The 16,073-nt window shown below is 66.2% G+C and carries 11 protein-coding genes; 5 read left to right on the top strand and 6 right to left on the bottom strand.

The genetic code is table 11. From position 1 onward, the window contains the following. Window positions 1-31: 31 nt before the first annotated feature. Together AAHS21_RS09265 and AAHS21_RS09260 are read left to right on the top strand one after the other, a co-directional pair. On the top strand, window positions 32-982 hold the full coding sequence (locus AAHS21_RS09265) for an acyl-CoA dehydrogenase family protein (protein WP_342927374.1): 951 nt from the start codon (window positions 32-34) through the stop codon (window positions 980-982). After that, the gene (locus AAHS21_RS09260; RefSeq protein WP_342927373.1) at window positions 979-2,148 is read left to right on the top strand and encodes a pyridoxal phosphate-dependent aminotransferase; all 1,170 of its coding nucleotides are present in this window, start codon (window positions 979-981) and stop codon (window positions 2,146-2,148) included. Before AAHS21_RS09265 ends, AAHS21_RS09260 begins: the two co-directional genes overlap by 4 nt. On the opposite strand, the gene AAHS21_RS09255 is transcribed toward AAHS21_RS09260, so the two are convergent. Next, a complete protein-coding gene (locus AAHS21_RS09255) occupies window positions 2,138-3,961 on the bottom strand; it encodes a fatty acyl-AMP ligase (protein WP_342927372.1) in 1,824 nt (607 codons plus the stop codon). The two genes, AAHS21_RS09260 and AAHS21_RS09255, sit on opposite strands and share 11 nt — an antisense overlap. Before the next feature lie 260 nt (window positions 3,962-4,221). Beyond that, window positions 4,222-5,052, bottom strand: coding sequence for an arylamine N-acetyltransferase (locus AAHS21_RS09250; RefSeq protein ID WP_342927371.1), 831 nt, complete (start codon window positions 5,050-5,052; stop codon window positions 4,222-4,224). 165 nt (window positions 5,053-5,217) lie between these two features. On the opposite strand from AAHS21_RS09250, the gene AAHS21_RS09245 reads away from it, so the two are divergent. The 3 genes from AAHS21_RS09245 (at window position 5,218) to AAHS21_RS09235 (ending at window position 12,453) form a co-directional block, all read left to right on the top strand. Then, entirely contained in the window at window positions 5,218-8,325 is a 3,108-nt protein-coding gene (locus AAHS21_RS09245) for a kelch repeat-containing protein (protein ID WP_342927370.1), read from the top strand. A gap of 175 nt (window positions 8,326-8,500) precedes the next feature. Then, entirely contained in the window at window positions 8,501-11,686 is a 3,186-nt protein-coding gene (locus AAHS21_RS09240; RefSeq protein WP_342927369.1) for a kelch repeat-containing protein, read from the top strand. Window positions 11,687-11,973: 287 nt separating this feature from the next. Beyond that, a complete protein-coding gene (locus AAHS21_RS09235; RefSeq protein ID WP_342927368.1) occupies window positions 11,974-12,453 on the top strand; it encodes a hypothetical protein in 480 nt (159 codons plus the stop codon). Between the two features lie 11 nt (window positions 12,454-12,464). Here AAHS21_RS09235 and hsaB read toward each other — a convergent pair whose 3' ends face one another. Genes hsaB through hsaA form a run of 4 tightly spaced genes read right to left on the bottom strand, consistent with a single transcriptional unit; the run spans window position 12,465 to window position 15,995 of the window. After that, the gene (hsaB, locus tag AAHS21_RS09230) at window positions 12,465-13,028 is read right to left on the bottom strand and encodes a 3-hydroxy-9,10-secoandrosta-1,3,5(10)-triene-9,17-dione monooxygenase reductase subunit (RefSeq protein ID WP_342927367.1); all 564 of its coding nucleotides are present in this window, start codon (window positions 13,026-13,028) and stop codon (window positions 12,465-12,467) included. Window positions 13,029-13,030: 2 nt separating this feature from the next. After that, a complete protein-coding gene (gene hsaC, locus AAHS21_RS09225) occupies window positions 13,031-13,933 on the bottom strand; it encodes an iron-dependent extradiol dioxygenase HsaC (protein ID WP_342927366.1) in 903 nt (300 codons plus the stop codon). Further along, window positions 13,933-14,808: a 4,5:9,10-diseco-3-hydroxy-5,9,17-trioxoandrosta-1(10),2-diene-4-oate hydrolase gene (gene hsaD / locus AAHS21_RS09220; protein WP_342927365.1), complete on the bottom strand. Its 876-nt coding sequence runs from the start codon at window positions 14,806-14,808 to the stop codon at window positions 13,933-13,935. Before hsaD ends, hsaC begins: the two co-directional genes overlap by 1 nt. Window positions 14,809-14,810: 2 nt before the next feature. Continuing rightward, on the bottom strand, window positions 14,811-15,995 hold the full coding sequence (gene hsaA / locus AAHS21_RS09215) for a 3-hydroxy-9,10-secoandrosta-1,3,5(10)-triene-9,17-dione monooxygenase oxygenase subunit (protein WP_342927364.1): 1,185 nt from the start codon (window positions 15,993-15,995) through the stop codon (window positions 14,811-14,813). Window positions 15,996-16,073: the final 78 nt, after the last annotated feature.

The raw sequence follows: 16,073 nt of genomic DNA, 5'->3' as shown, positions 1-16,073 counted from the left end.
GCAGAGCGAAGCGATGAGGAGGAGCGGCGCCATGAGTGAAGAACGGGAACTGCTGCGCGAGACCGTCGCTGCGCTGGTCACCAAGCACGCCAACCCCGCGGCAGTGCGGACCGCGATCGAATCCGAGCACGGCTATGACGAATCGCTGTGGCAGCTGCTGTGCGAGCAGGTCGGTGCCGCGGCGCTGGTGATACCCGAGGAGCTGGGCGGGGCCGGTGGCGAGTTGGCCGATGCCGCAACGGTTTTGCAGGAGCTTGGCCGCGCCTTGGTGCCCTCCCCGTTGCTGGGCACCACGCTGGCGGAGCTCGCACTGCTGGCCGCACCCGAGCCGGATGTCCAGACGCTGGAAGCCCTGGCCGCGGGCGACTCGATCGGGGCACTGGTGTTCGACGCCGATTACGTCGTCAACGGCGACGTCGCCGACGTTGTGGTCGCCGCGGCCGACGGAGAACTGAGCCGGTGGACCCGGTTCAGCGTGCAGCCCATTACCGCGATGGACCCCACCCGGCGGCTGGCCCGAGTCCAGCCCGAAGACGCCGTAGCGCTGGGCCCCGACCCGGGCCTGGCCGACACCGCGGCCATCCTGCTGGCGGCCGAGCAGATCGGCGCCGCCGAACGCTGCCTGGAACTGACCGTCGAATACGCCAAGAACCGAGTGCAATTCGGCAGGCCGATCGGCAGCTTCCAGGCACTCAAGCATCGGATGGCCGATCTGTATGTCGCGATCGCCGCGGCCAAGGCCGTCGTAAACGAAGCGTGCGACGACCCCACCCCCACCAACGCCGCAACGGCTCGGCTGGCTGCCACCGAGGCGCTGTGTACTGTGACGAGCGAGGGCATCCAGCTGCACGGGGGCATCGCGATTACCTGGGAGCACGACATGCACTTATATTTCAAACGCGCACACGGCAGCGCCCAGCTGCTCGACTCGCCGCCAGAGGTGCTGCGCCAACTCGAATCTGAGGTGCTCGAAACGTCGTGAACGCCTCCGTCGCGCTGCGCGCCGGCATCCCGCCCTTCCATGTGATGGATGTCTGGCTGGCGGCCGCGGAGCGCCAGCGCAGCCACGGCGATCTGGTCAACCTTTCGGCGGGCCAACCCAGCGTGGGCGCCCCGGAGCCGGTCCGCGCCGCGGCGGCAGCGGCCGTGCAAGCCAACCAGCTGGGCTACACCGTCGCCCTGGGCATTCCCGAGCTGCGCGCCGCTATCGCGGCGAATTACCAACGTCTGCATGGCATCTCGGTTGAGCCCGACGCCGTGGTAGTCACCACGGGATCCTCGGGCGGGTTCCTGCTGGCATTTCTGGCCTGCTTCGATGTCGGGGATCGGGTCGCGCTGGCCAGCCCCGGCTACCCGTGTTACCGCAACATCCTGTCCGCGTTGGGATGTGAGGTGGTGGAGATCCCGTGCGGCCCCCAGACCCGATTCCAGCCTACCGCACAGATGCTCGCCGAACTCGACCCTCCGGTGCGCGGTGTCATCGTGGCCAGTCCGGCCAATCCCACCGGCACCGTGATACCAGCCGAAGAGCTGGCGGCGATCGCATCGTGGTGCGACTCCTCCGGCGTCCGGCTGATCAGCGATGAGGTCTATCACGGACTGGTCTACCAAGGTGCCCCGCAAACCAGCAGCGCCTGGCAGACCTCACGAAATGCCTTGGTGGTAAACAGCTTTTCCAAGTATTACGCGATGACCGGCTGGCGGCTGGGCTGGCTTCTGGTGCCGCCCGAGCTGCGTCGCGCGGTGGACTGCCTGACCGGCAACTTCACCATCTGCCCGCCGGTGCTGTCGCAACTCGCCGCGGTCGCCGCGTTCACGCCGCAGGCAACCGCCGAAGCCGAAGGCAACCTCAACCACTACGCGGTCAACCGCGCACTGCTGCTGGACGGGCTGCGCGGAATCGGTATCGACCGGCTGGCTCCGACCGACGGCGCGTTCTATGTCTACGCCGATGTCTCGGACTACACCGAAGACTCGCTGGAATTCTGTTCAAAACTGTTGGCCGACACCGGCGTTGCGATTGCTCCCGGCATCGACTTCGACACCGAGCGTGGCAGCGGGTTCGTCCGGCTGTCGTTCGCCGGACCCACCAGCGACATCGAGGAAGCCCTGCACCGAATCGGGCCGTGGCTGTCGGTCAGCGGTTGAACTTGCCGGCCAGGTATTCGGCCCGGGCGGCATTGCGCGCAAGTTTGCCGCTGGTGGTGCGGGGAATGGTGCCGGCGGCGACGAGCCGCACGTCGGCGATCCGGACTTGGTGGTTGCGCGAAATCGCCGCCCGCACAATGTCTGCGATCTGACTGAGGTCGGTACGGCCCGCGCCGGCAGCTCGCTCCGCCACGATCACCAGCTGCTCGCCGGAGCCGCCATCGGTGGATCCGAGTGCGTCGGCGGGAACGGAGAAGGCGGCGACATAACCGGTACGGATGGCCGGCGACGACTCGCTGACCGTGGTCTCGATGTCGAACGGGTAATGGTTGCGGCCGTCGATGATGATCAAGTCCTTGATCCGGCCGGTCAGGTACAGCTCGCCGTCCAGGTAGACCCCGAGATCACCGGTGGCCAACCAGCAGCCGTTGTCGGCGGCGCCCTCGGCATGGCTGCCACTGCTGAGCCGGGACTGCAGCTTGTTGCCGAACACGCGTCGGGTTTCGTCCTCGCGTCCGAAGTAGCCGCGACCGATGTTGACGCCTCGCAACCAGATTTCGCCTACGGTGCCGTCGGGCACCTCCGCGCCGTCCGGGTCGGTGATCACCGCCCACTGATCGGGGATCGGCTGCCCGCAGGACACCTGAGCGACCGCGTTGGGATCGTCGGGTGCGACGATCACCGCGCGCCCGGCGCCGAGCTGTTCGCGATCGAGGTAGATCACGCTCGCCGCGGCCTCCTGCGAGATGCTGGCCACCGAGAGTGTCGCCTCCGCCATCCCGTAGGACGGCTTGACCGCGTTCGCGGGCAGCCCGTACGGAGCAAACGCGTTGGTGAACTTCTCGATGGCCGACATCGTGACGGGCTCGGACCCGTTGAGGATGCACACGACGTTGCTGAGGTCGAGAGTTTCGCCCGCCGGCGGCAATCCACGCTCGGACGTCAGTTCGAAGGCAAAGTTCGGCGCCGCCGCGAAGGTGCGGCCGTAGGCTGACTCGATGCCCAACTGCTTGATCCAGCGGTAGGGCCGGCGAAGGAACGCCATCGGATCCATGATCGTGACGTGCGCCCCGAAGAACGCCGTGAACATGATCATCATCAGCCCCATGTCGTGATACAGGGGTAGCCAACTCACCGTGCGCACATCCACGTCCAGCCCGCCGGACATGACCATCTGCATCGCATTGGTGTAGACGGAGCGGTGGGTGATCTCCACCCCGGCCGGTGACCGGGTCGAACCCGAGGTGTACTGCAAGTAGGCGACGTCGTCGGTGTGCAGGTCTGCGCCGGTGAACATCGAGCCAAGGGTCTCCGGCAGCGCGTCGACCGCGATCATCCGCGGGCGCTCGTTCGGCGCCAGCGTTCGGATGAACGTGCGAACCGACTCGGCGACGGCGGTCGTGGTCAATACCGCGGCGGGGCGGGCATCTTCCAGCACCGCGGCCAGCCGCTCGGCATGCCCGGACATGGTCGGCGCGAACAGCGGCACGGCGATATTGCCTGCATAGACGCTCCCGAAGAACGCCGCGACGTAGTCGAGGCCCTGCGGCGCGAGGATCGCCACCCGATCCCCCGGCTTGGTGACCTGCTGCAGCCGGGCGCCGATCGAGCACACCCGCACCCATAGCTGGTTCCAGCTGAGCACCACGGGCCGCCCGTCTGGTTCGTGCGAGTAATCAAGAAAACGGTAGGCCGGGCTGTCCCCGTGCTCGGCACGGTTTTTGTCGAAGTACGACGTCAGCGTCAGGCCTTCGGGCACGACGATTGCGAGCTCGCGGGACGCGAATCGTTCCGCATCGTCCGAGGTGGCCACAACGTCATCCAAACAAAGATCCCGACTCACGGTAGGACAGATTAATAGGCGCGTGTGCTATTCGCCGAACCGGTTCGATATGGCGGAGATCACGATCGGGCCACTATCGGCGCTTTTGCCACTGCTCATGGCCTGGTGGCACGGCCCGGGGGCGTCGGGATTCATTTGCCGGGCGTCCATTTTGGGCAGGCGCTTTTAGGTCGCCGCGACAACCGGCGAAACGATTCTTGCAAACCCGGCACGCGTCGGAGATTTCGTCCTCAATTGCCGACGATATTGGCGATGCGCGCTTCGAGCCGGCCGCGCTCGCCGACGTCGTCGATATTGATGCCGAACCGGTCAGTCAGGGCGTCGACCACCGCGGCGGCATCGTCGAGAACGATTTTTTCGGTCCCACCGTCGCGGTGGATGGCCAGGTTACGTCCGGACAGATTGATCCGGGTGTCGCCGCTCACCCGGGCAGCCATCAGGCCGGTCACGAAGTGCGAGGCCGGGTTTGTCGAGACGTACCAGCTGCCCATCCGCAGATCGATCTGCGGCCGAGTGTGGGTGGTGAATTCGTACAGCGATTGCCATTCGCCGCGTAGTTCCGCCTGTAGCACCAGGCCGTCGCCGCGGTCCTGCAGCCGGTAGGGCTCGTGTGTGGTCTGTTGGACGTTGCCGATTTCGAAGCGAATCGGAGACGTCAGGGTCTGGCCGCCGAAACCGACGTCGACGAGATAGGACCCCTGCGAACCGGGAAACGTCACGGCCAACACGGTGTGGGTCTGCGCCGGCACCGCAGCGTCGGGCGCCAGCATCCAGATCACCCGCCCGGTCAACCGCCGTACCCGAAAGCCGATTTTGGCCAGCACGTAACCCAACAGCCCGTTGTGCTCGTAGCAATAGCCACCGCGGCGCCGGCGCACCAACTTGTCGATCAGGGCGTCCGGACCGAGGTCGTCGACCGGCACGCCCATCATCGGATCGAGATTCTCGAACGGGATGGTCTGGGTGTGACCGGTCATCAGAGCCTGCAGCACCTCGAGGGTCGGCTCGACGGCACCGCCGTAACTGATGCGGTCGAAGTACGCAGTCAGATCGAGTGTCATGACTCCATTCTGACTGAGGGTTAACCCACAGGAAACCCAAGGCGACAGAAGGTGTTTGGAGCACGTTCATACCTTGCCGAGTCCGTCCCGCTCAAAGCGCGGGCGAGGTCGCTTTTAGTTACGCTTGAGCACGCGAGTCACACCTACGCAGGAGGTTGGGCGCCCGTGGCTGATGCACCCAAGACCGAAGGCCCGGCATCGGCAGTCAAGGGCATCCCGGAGGAGTTGGCCGCCGCCGGATTCGACAACGCCCGCCAGGTCGGCAAGGGCGGCGCCGGGGTGGTCTACCGCTGTCACGAGACGGCGTTGGGCCGCAAGGTCGCAATCAAAGTGATGCCGGCGAGTTTCGACGAGGAGAGCCGGGAACGCTTTCTGCGTGAGGGCTATGCGATGGGTGGGCTCTCGGGGCACCCGAACATCTTGAACATCTTGCGCGTCGGCATCACTTCGAGTGGCCAGCCTTACATCGTGATGCCTTACTGCGCTGAGGATTCCCTGGCGGTACGGCTGCGCCGCGAGGGTCGAATTCCGTGGCCGGAGGCCATGCGTATCGGGGTGAAGTTGAGTGGCGCCCTGGAAACCGCCCACCGGACCGGGATTTTGCACCGTGACATCAAGCCCGCGAACGTGCTCGTCAGCGATTACGGCGAACCGCAATTGGCCGACTTCGGGATCGCTCACATCCAGGGCGGGTATGAAACCACGAGCGGGTTCTTCTCCGGCACAATCGACTACACGCCGCCGGAGTCGTTGGCGGGCAATCCTGCGACGGTGGTCTCCGACGTATATTCGCTCGGCGCAACGATTTACACGCTGATCGCCGGAACCGCCCCCTACGAGCGCCTGGCGAGCGAAGACCTCGTCGCTCAGTACCTGCGTATCAGCACCACCTCGGTCCCCGATTTGCGCGCCAACGGAGTCCCCGACGCGGTCTGCGCGGCAATCGAAAGCGCGATGGCGGTGGACCCCGCAGACCGGCCCTCGTCCGCGGCGGAATTGGGCCGCGAGTTCCAGGCTGCCCAACGCAGCAACGGCCTGCCCGCCGACGCGATGGCAATCACTGACTCCGGTCGCCAGTCGATACGTGCGGCGGCCGTTGAGATCTCGCAATTGGAAAGGTCCCCTTCCAGCGACGACGGCGCGCAGGTACCGTCCACAGCCCCGGCCACCCTGGTCCGGGAATCCGTGATCCAGCGCGAGTTTTCGGATGCGGCCCCGGTCTTGCGCGCCGTCTACGACGCCGAGGTGCAGCCGGAGATTGCGCAGGCGCACCAAGACGGTGATGACGGGGCCCCTCCGGAAGACGATGCGTCCGGCCCCGCCGGACCGCCCGGCGCAAAGCCCCCGCCGCGGTCGCGAGCGGCGGGGTGGTTCTCGGAGCCGGGAAGGAAGCGCAGCCGCATCGGATTAGCCGCCGGCGCGGCCGTCATGGTCGTTGTGCTGGTCGCCGGGATCGTCTACGCCACAATGCCGTCCGGCGCGGATAACCACACGACCGCTTCGAATGCACAACAACCCGCGGCGCACCCCGCACAACAGGCCGTGCAGTGGACGCCGATCTCGGATGCGCGGGTCGCCCGCTATGCGGTGGCGACGACACAAGTCGACGGCACCATTTGGGTTTTCGGCGGAATTCGAAGCGACGGTACCGTTACCGCCCGGCACGAGGGCTACGACCCGGCCATCGACGAATGGAAACGCGGCGACGATCTGCCCGTCGCGGTTTCGCACGCGATGGCAGTCACCTGGCAAGGCAATCCGGTGGTGCTGGGCGGCTGGACCACAGCTGAGGGCAAAAACGTTGCAGCCGATCAAGTTTGGCGGTTAGTCAACGGTCACTGGGTCGAGTTGCCACACCTGCTACAGCCCAGGGCGGCGGCCGCGGCGGCGGCGGCGGGCGACCGCATCGTCGTCACAGGCGGTGTCGATGCGAACGGCGCTCTGTTGAACACCACCGAAGTGTTCGACGGCAACGCGTGGACGCTGGGTGCGCCACTGCCCACACCCCGGCAGATGCTGGCCGCCGCCTCGGACGGAAAGCTGGTGTATGCGGTTGGCGGAACGAACGGCGCCGACTTGGCCACCGTCGAGGCATATGACATCGGCATGAAAGCGTGGACGTCGTTGCCCGCGTTGCCAAAAGCCCGCAGCGAGCTCGGCGCAACGGTCGCGGACGGAAGCCTGGTCGCCCTTGGCGGCATCTCGTCGGGCCAGGTCCTCAAGAGCGTTTCCATCTACGATCTGACGACCAGAACGTGGTCCGGTCTACCGGATATGGCGACCGCACGACACGGCATGGCGGCCGCCTCGGTGGAGCGGTCGGTCTATGCCATCGGCGGATCGACGGCGATCGGGGACCAGCAGGCAATCACGTCGGCCGAGATGATCAAGCTGCCGCCCCGAAAGACCCAGCCGGCGCCGCCGTGGCGTTCGCTACCGGACGCTCCGACTCCGCGACTGATGATGGCCTCGGCCGTGCTCAACGACAAGATCTGGGTCCTCGGTGGGCTGCGCAACGGCGTTGCGCTGCAAACGGTTGAGAGCTACGAGCCACGCACCGGAATCTGGGAGCCCGGGCCTGCGTTGCCGATCGCGCTACACCACGCGGCGGCGACGGCCTACCGCGGCGAGGTCGTCGTCCTGGGCGGCACAGGCGACAACATCGCCGACGGATCGAACAAGGTGTTCGCGCTGCGCGGCGGCAACTGGGTCGAGCTGCCGTCGCTGCGGCATGGCCGGGCGGCGCCGGCCGCGGCGGTCGTCGGAGACAAACTGGTGGTGGTCGGCGGGCAGAACGGCAAGCAGCTCGTCCCGCAAACCGAGATCTTCGACGGCACTTCGTGGAAGGACGCCGCCGACCTGCCGACCCCGCGCGAACACCTGGCCGCGGTATCAGACGGCGCGTACGTCTATGCGCTCGGCGGCAGGTCGCTTTCCCCCGACCAGAACTCCGGGGCACTGGAGAGGTTCGACCTCGCGTCGGGAACGTGGGCGAAGTTGGTGGGTATGCCCACACCGCGCGGCAGCTACGGTGCCGCCTACATCGACGGCCGCATCGTCGCGCTCGGTGGGGAAGAGCCGTCGAGGGTGCTCAATGTCGGCGAGATGTACGACATCGCCACCGGGAAGTGGACGACGCTGCCGCCGATGCCGACCCCGCGCCACGCCGAGGTGGTGGCCACCGTCGGCAACACCGTCTACGTCATCGGGGGTGCGAACCGCCCCTCGCATGAGGGTCCCGTCGCGACCGTCGAGGCCCTCGATTTCAACTAGTACGGCTGTTCAGGACGCCTTTGCTGGATGTCTGCCGAGTTCGGCCACGCCACACAGGGGGCCCTGCCGGATTTCCGCCGATTGATCATGCCCGAACCATGTCCCCGAACAGGCACCTAGGGATACTCTTGAGCTCGCGAATTCGAAAATCGCGGGGAAGTTGAGCGCTAAGAATATGGGCGATGGGTCCCCCAAAGACGCAGCGCCGCCCAGCGGCATCATCGCGGAACTGTCCGACGCCGGGTTCGAGGACGCACGCCAAGTCGCCAGGGGCGGCGCAGGAGTCATCTATTGCGCCTACGAGACAGCGCTGGGCCGCAACGTCGCGATCAAGGTGTTGCCGTCGCATATCGACGAGGAAAGCCGGGAGCGTTTTCTGCGTGAAGGCTATGCGATGGGCGGACTCTCGGGGCATCCGAACATCGTCAACATTCTGCGCGTCGGGGTGACCGACAGCGGCCGGCCCTACATCGTGATGCCGTACATGTCCGCGGATTCCCTGGCGGTCCGGCTGCGCCGCGAAGGGCCGACCGCCTGGCCCGAGGCACTGCGAATCGCCGTAAAGCTTTGCGGCGCACTCGAAACCGCGCACCGAAGCGGCACCTTACACCGTGACATCAAGCCCGCTAACGTGCTTGTCAGCGACTACGGCGAGCCCCTGCTGAGCGACTTCGGGATCGCCCACATCGAGGGTGGTTACGAAACTGCGACCGGGTTCTTCTCGGGCACAATCGACTACACCGCGCCGGAAGTCATGACCGGTAAGCCGGCCACCGTGGCCTCCGACCTCTACTCGCTGGGCGCCACGATCTATGCGCTGATCGCCGGCGCGGCCGCGCATGAACGCAAGAACGACGAGGACCTCGTCGCACAATATCTGCGCATCAGTACGACACGGATTCCCGACATGCGCCCGGAAGGAATCCCGGAAGCCGTCTGCGCGGCGATCGAGCATGCGATGGCGATCGATCCGGCTCAACGGCCGGCGTCCGCAGCGGAGTTCGGCCGCGAATTGCAGGCCGCGCAGAAGCTCAGTGGATTGCGGCCCGATTCGATGGCGATCACCAGCACCGCAACCGAATCGGAGCGGCCGCTGAACAAGCCGCCCGGCGGCGGGCCGGAGACGTCGATCGCCTCGACCGGCGCCATCGCGTCGGCGCCGGACGGTACGACGTCGACCGTTCCCGGCTCGGTCCCCCCGGCTGCGGACCCGGGCTCCGCCCGGCCACCGGGTGACGTCATCGGGGGCGCGTCCCCGCGCCTGCACCCCCCCGCTCCCAGTCGGTCCGAGTTCACCCAAGCGGCGAGCATCCTCAGGGGCGCCTCCGCCGCGGAAACCCAAGCATTGCTTGGTGCTTCGGCGCCGGGCGGCGGCGGACCCGGCATGCCACCGAGTGGTCCCGGACAACCTGCGTCATCCGGTTCGGTCCCGCCGTCCTGGCGCAAGCCGATCCTGGTCAAGGTGCGGGAGTGGTTCAGCGAGCCGGGCAAGCAGCGCAACCGTATCGGGCTGGTCGCAGGCGCGCTCGTCGTCGTCGTATTGCTCGTCATCGGCGGTCTGTTCTTCCTGACACCCGATAACAAGAAGCAGGAGCCGGCCGCGGGCAAGCCGACGACGCAGGCGCCGATGGTGTGGAAGCCGATCACCAACGCTCGCGTGTCCCGCGCTGCGGCCGCGACGACGCAGGTCGACGGAACGATCTGGGTCTTCGGCGGGATTCGCAACGACGGCGCCGTCACAGCACTACAAGAGGGCTACGACCCCGTCATCGACAGCTGGAAAGGCGGTGACGATCTGCCCGTCCCCGTTCAGCACGCGATGGCGGTCAACTGGCAGGGCAATCCGGTGGTGCTCGGCGGCTGGAAGACCGTTGGAGGCAAAAACGTTGCGACCGACCAGGTTTGGCGAGTCGTCAACAGTCGCTGGGTGGAGTTACCACATCTGTTGCAGCCCCGCGCGGCGGCAGCAGCCGCCGTGGTCGGAGACCGCCTTGTCGTCACGGGCGGTGTCGACTCCAGCGGCGCGCTGCTGACCACCACCGAGGTCTTCGACGGCAACTCCTGGACCCTGGGCGCGCCGATTCCCACGCCGCGACAGTTATTGGCCGCGGCTTCAGACGGAAGGCTCGTCTACACGGTAGGCGGCACCACCGGGGACTCCGACCAGGTGAATGTCGAGGCGTACGACCCGGTTGCGAAGACGTGGACGACTCTGCCCGCACTTCCCCAGGCGCGCAGCGATCTCGGTGTTGCCATCGCCGACGGACGACTGGTGGCTGTCGGCGGTATCTCCGGAGGGCAAGTTCTCAAGAGCGTGTCGGTGTTCGATCTGATGTCGAAAACCTGGTCCGGCTTGCCGGACATGGCGACCGCCCGGCACGGCATGGCGGCGGCGGCGGTCGAGAAGTCCGTGTACGCCATCGGCGGATCCAGCGTAATCGGCGACAACCAGTCGATATCGACGGCCGAAGTGCTGAAGCTACCGGCCCGAAAGATCCAGCCGGCCGCGCAATGGCGCTCGCTGCCGGACGCACCGACTGCGCGGCTGATGATGGCGTGGGCGGTGCTCAACGGCAAGATCTGGATCATGGGCGGGCTGCGCAACGGCACTGCGCTGCAGACGGTCGAGAGTTTCGACCCGAAGACCGGAGCCTGGGAAACGGGCCCGCCGCTGCCCATCCCGTTGCACCACGCGGCCGCGGCGACCTACCGCGGTGAGGTGGTCATCCTCGGTGGCGCGAGCGACAACATCGCCGACGGCTCCAATAAGGTATTCGCCTTGCGTGGCGGCAATTGGGTGGAATTGCCACCGCTGACGCACGCCCGCGCGGCGCCGGCCGCCGCGGTGGTGGGTGACAAACTCGTCGCCGTCGGCGGGCAGAACGCCAAGCAGTTAGTCCCCCAGACCGAAGTGTTCGACGGCAGCTCGTGGAAGGACGCCGCCGACATGCCTACCCCGCGCGAACACCTCGCCGCGGTCTCCGATGACACCTACGTGTACACGGTCGGCGGACGATTCCTGTCCTCGGACAAGAACTCCGCGGCCCTCGAGCGGTTCGACCCGCAATCCGGGCAATGGACCAAGCTGGTGGGTATGCCGACGCCGCGGGGCAGCTACGGCGCAACGTATATCGACGGCCGGATTCTGGCGGTCGGCGGCGAAGAGCCCACCATGGTGCTCAACGTCGTCGAGATGTACGACATCTCCGAAGGGAAGTGGAGTACGTTGCCGCCGATGCCGACCCCGCGGCATGCCGAGGTGGTCGCCACGGTGGGCAACACGGTCTATGTGATCGGTGGCGCGAACCGGCCGACGCATGAGGGCCCGATCGCGACCGTCGAGGCCCTGGACTTCATGTAGTCAGCCACTGTCCGGCCGCGTGTACTAAAGCAGCGTTTATTGCTGTTGTTTGATATATGTCGAATATGGGGATCCGTTAATTCGGATCGGCCCGGTGGCCCGCCCCCTCAACGGGCCACCGGGAACCCATCACCGCGATGCTCTCTGAGATGCCCCAAGACGGCGGCATCGAAACCACTTACCCACAAAACCGTCGCCACGGTTCGTTGTTTTATTTGTGTGCAAGATGGGGACTCGTCCAAGGGCCGCAGCGCCAACAACACCCACCTTGGAAAACGGAGCCCAGGATGAGCACAAACACGATGTGGATTGTGATAGCCGTAGTAGCAGTCTTGTTGATTGCCGCTCTGGTCGTGGTGATCAGCAAGAGCCGAACACGTCACCGTCAGCGGCAGGCCGAGGCGATCCGCGAGCAGGCCAGGGTCGAGTCGGCCAAGGTCGAACGCCGAGAAGCACTCGCTCAGGAGACCGCCGCGAAGGCACGTGCGGCGCAGGCCGAGGCCGAAGTGAAGGCGGCCGAAGCCGCCCGGCTGCAGGAGCGGGCCGCCCAACATCAGAACGACGCGGCGACATCGCGCGAACAACTGCAGGAACAATTCGACCGCGCCGACAGCATCGACCCCAAGACCGCAAAGCAGGCTAAGCAGGCAGACGAGACCGACGAACTCACCTCAGACCGCAGCGCGGCCTGGTCGTCAGCGGGCGACGATCTGCGAACCAGCCCGGAGGCAGTCCGACAGGAAACCTACCGGGGCACCCACGGCTGAGCGCCGACACGCTAGAGCCAGGTGTCCTGCGTCGTCGTGGTGAGGAAAGCTTCCAGGTCGTCGCGCCACTGAGCGGGCGTCGTCTTGTCCGGTTCGATCCCGGTGTACTCGCCCCGATAGAACAGCAGCGGCCGCGGCTTGATCTTCGGCGCCTCCGACAGCGACTGCACGGCGCCGAACACCACGAAGTGATCGCCGCCGTCGTGCACGGAAGCCACCGTGCAGTCGATGTGGGCAAGCGATCCGTCGATGATCGGTGAGCCGAGTGCTGATGCGTGCCAGTCGATTCCGGCGAACTTGTCGGGCTCTTTGGATCCGAACCGGGCCGAGACGTGCTTCTGGCTCTCGGTCAGCATGTTGACGCAGAACCGGCCGCTGGCCTCGATGGCCTGCCACGATCTCGACACCTTGGTCGGGCAGAACAGCACCAGCGGCGGGTCCAGTGAGAGCGCCGCGAAGGACTGGCATGCGAAGCCGATTGGAACGTCGTCGTGCACAGTGGTGATGATCGTGATCCCGGTGCAGAACTGACCCAGCACGTTGCGGAACGTGCGCGGGTCGATCGGCGCGACCACGGTTAACCCTTGAAGCCGACGCTGAAGTCGTGGCCCCACAGGCTGATCGCGGTGCTCTCCCGGGCGATCCAATCGTTGTCTTCGACTTGCCTTCCCTCACAACCGAATTCGACATCGAATCCGCTGGGCGTCTTCATATAGAAGGACAGCATCAGGTCGTTGACGTGGCGGCCCAGCGTCGCCGACATCGGCACCTTCTTGCGCAGCGCCCGGTCCAGGCAGAGCCCGACGTCGTCGGAGTTCTCCACCTCGACCATCAGGTGCACGATGCCGCTGGGAGTCTGCCCCGGCATGAAGGCCAGGCTGTGATGGCGGGGATTGCAGCCCAAGAAGCGCAGCCAGGCCGGCGGGCCGTCGGCGGGCCGTCCGACCACCTGCGGCGGCAACCGCATCGAGTCACGCAGCTTGAAGTCCAGCACGTCGCGGTAGAAGTGCAATGTCTCTTCGTCGTCCCGGGTGGTCAAGACCACATGCCCCAGGCCCTGATCCTCGGTGACGAACTTGTGCCCGTACGGACTGACCACCCGGCGGTGCTCGAGGGCGGCGCCGTGGAAGACCTCCAGGCAGTTACCCGACGGGTCGGAGAACCGGATCATCTCGTCCACGCGCCGATCCGCCAGCTCGGCGGCGGTGGCCTCCTTGTAAGGCGTGCCCTCGACGTCGAGACGATTCCGGATCTCTTGCAGCCCTGCGGCATTCGCGCATTCCCAGCCGGCTTCGATCAGCCGGTCCTGCTCGCCCGGCACGATCACCAGCCGGGCCGGGAAATCATCCATCCGCAGATACAGCGCGCCTTCGGTGGCGCCCTTGCCCTCGACCATGCCGAGGACCTTGAGCCCGTATTCGCGCCAGGCCGCCATGTCGGTGGCCTCGATGCGCAGGTAGCCCAGCGAGCGGATGCTCATCACGCACCTCCCAGGAAATCGATGGTGAGCTTGTTGAACTCGTCGAACTTCTCCACCTGTGCCCAGTGCCCACATTGCCCGAAAACGTGTAGCTGTGCACGCGGGATGGTCTTGAGTGCGACCAGTGCGCCGTCCAGTGGGTTGACCCGGTCCTCGCGGCCCCAGATCAGCAGCACCGGCTGGCGCAGCTTGTGCACTTCGCGCCACATCATGCCGAGCTCGAAATCGGCTCCGGCGAAGGACATTCCCATCGCCCGCGTCGCCGTCAGCGATTCGGGCGTACTGGCCAACTCGAACCGCTGCTCGACCAATTCGGGGGTGATCAGTTTCTGGTCGTAGACCATCACCCGCAGAAAGGCCTCGAGGTTCTCCCGGGTGGGCTCGGCGGAGAACTTGCCCAGCCGCTTGACGCCTTCGGTCGGGTCGGGGGCGAACAGGTTTACGCTCACCCCGCCGGGGCCCATCAACACCAGGCGTCCAGCCTTGTCCGGGTAATCCAGCGCGAACCGGACGGCGGTGCCACCGCCCAGCGAATTGCCTACCAGCGGAACACGTCCCAGGCCCAACTGGTCGAAAAGACCCTTGAGCGCGCGGGCCGCGTAGTGGTTGAACTGACCGTGTTCGGCGCGTTTGTCGGAGTGGCCGTAGCCGGGCTGGTCGACGGCCAGCACGTGAAACCGCTGCGCCAGCACCGGGATGTTGCGCGAGAAGTTCGTCCAGCTCGCCGCGCCCGGACCGCCGCCGTGCAGCAGCACGATCGTCTGCTCGTTGCCTTGGCCCGCCTCGTGGTAGTGCAGCTTCAGCGGCCCGTCCACGTCCACCTCCGCGAAGCGCGAGGTGGACTCGAACGTCAACTCCCCCGTAGTCGCCGTCACGGCTAGACCATGGTGTCGCCGGGCGGCAACCCGAACTCGTTGTTCCCGAAGATCTGGTAGGCCCGCTCGGGATCGTTGGCCGCGTGCACCCGGCCGGCGTGTGCGTCGCGCCAGAAACGTTGCACCGGTTGGTCATTGCCCAGTGCGGTAGCACCGGACGCCTCGAACAGCCGGTCGATCGAGGCGATCGCCCGGCCGGTGGCGCGGACCTGGTCGCGGCGCGCGCGGGCGCGCAGCTCGAACGGGATCTCCTTGCCGGCCGACAACAGCGCGTACTCGTCGGCGACGTTTCCGCTGAGCTGACGCCACGCGGCGTCGATGTCGCTGGCCGCCTCGGCGATACGCACCTTGGCGAACGGGTCGTCCTTGGCCTTCTCACCGGCGAACGCCGCGCGCACCCGCTTGCCTTGGTGCTCGACGTGTGCGTCGTACGCGCCGTAGGCCATCCCGACAATCGGAGCCGAAATGGTGGTGGGATGCATTGTGCCCCAAGGCATCTTGTAGACCGGTGCGGTGTTGGTCTGATACCCGCCCGCGGTGCCGTCGTTCATGGCCTTGTAGGACAGGAACCGGTGCCGAGGCACGAAGACGTCCTTGACGACGACGGTGTTGCTGCCGGTGCCACGCAGGCCCACGACATGCCATACGTCGTCGATGCGGTACTCACTGCGCGGGATCAGGAAACTGCCGAAGTCGACGGGCCGACCGTCCTTGATCACGGGTCCGCCCAGGAATGCCCAGGTGGCGTGATCGCAACCCGACGACCAGTTCCACGATCCATTGACCAGGTAGCCACCGTCGGTGACCACGCCGGCGCCCATCGGGGCATACGACGACGAGACCCGAGTCTTGGGGTCCTCGCCCCAGACCTCCTCCTGGGCCTGCTGGTCGAACAGTGCCAGGTGCCAGTTGTGCACGCCGATGATCGAGCTCACCCAGCCGGTGGAGCCACAGGCGCTGGCCAGCCGCCGCACGGCCTCGTAGAACAGCGCGGGGTCGCATTGCAGACCACCCCACTGTTCGGGCTGCAGCAGCGTGAAGAAGCCGACCTCGTCGAGCTCGGCAACGGTCTCCTCGGGCAGCCGGCGCAGGTCCTCTGTCGCCTGAGCGCGCTTCCGGATCCTGGGAAGCAGATCGTCGATCCCCGCTAAGACCGACTGCGCATCACGCTGTTGAATGGACGTCACTAGGTTTGCCTCCTGGGCCAGACTTACTCAGTGGACTTACACAGCAGACTAGAACATGTTCTGATTTGTGTCGAGCAG

It is taken from the genome of Mycobacterium sp. 050272, assembly GCF_039023525.1.
Taxonomy (GTDB): domain Bacteria; phylum Actinomycetota; class Actinomycetes; order Mycobacteriales; family Mycobacteriaceae; genus Mycobacterium.
The sequence above is the reverse complement of the archived record's forward strand: the minus strand, read 5'-3'. Positions and strand labels throughout refer to the sequence as shown.

Bases quoted from the DNA above. Each gene is read 5' to 3' on its own strand.
- AAHS21_RS09265 (WP_342927374.1), top strand. From the start codon at position 32: ATGAGTGAAGAACGGGAACTGCTGCGCGAGACCGTCGCTGCGCTGGTC.
- AAHS21_RS09250 (WP_342927371.1), bottom strand. From the start codon at position 5,052: ATGACACTCGATCTGACTGCGTACTTCGACCGCATCAGTTACGGCGGT.
- AAHS21_RS09240 (WP_342927369.1), top strand. From the start codon at position 8,501: ATGGGCGATGGGTCCCCCAAAGACGCAGCGCCGCCCAGCGGCATCATC.
- AAHS21_RS09235 (WP_342927368.1), top strand. From the start codon at position 11,974: ATGAGCACAAACACGATGTGGATTGTGATAGCCGTAGTAGCAGTCTTG.
- hsaC (WP_342927366.1), bottom strand. From the start codon at position 13,933: ATGAGCATCCGCTCGCTGGGCTACCTGCGCATCGAGGCCACCGACATG.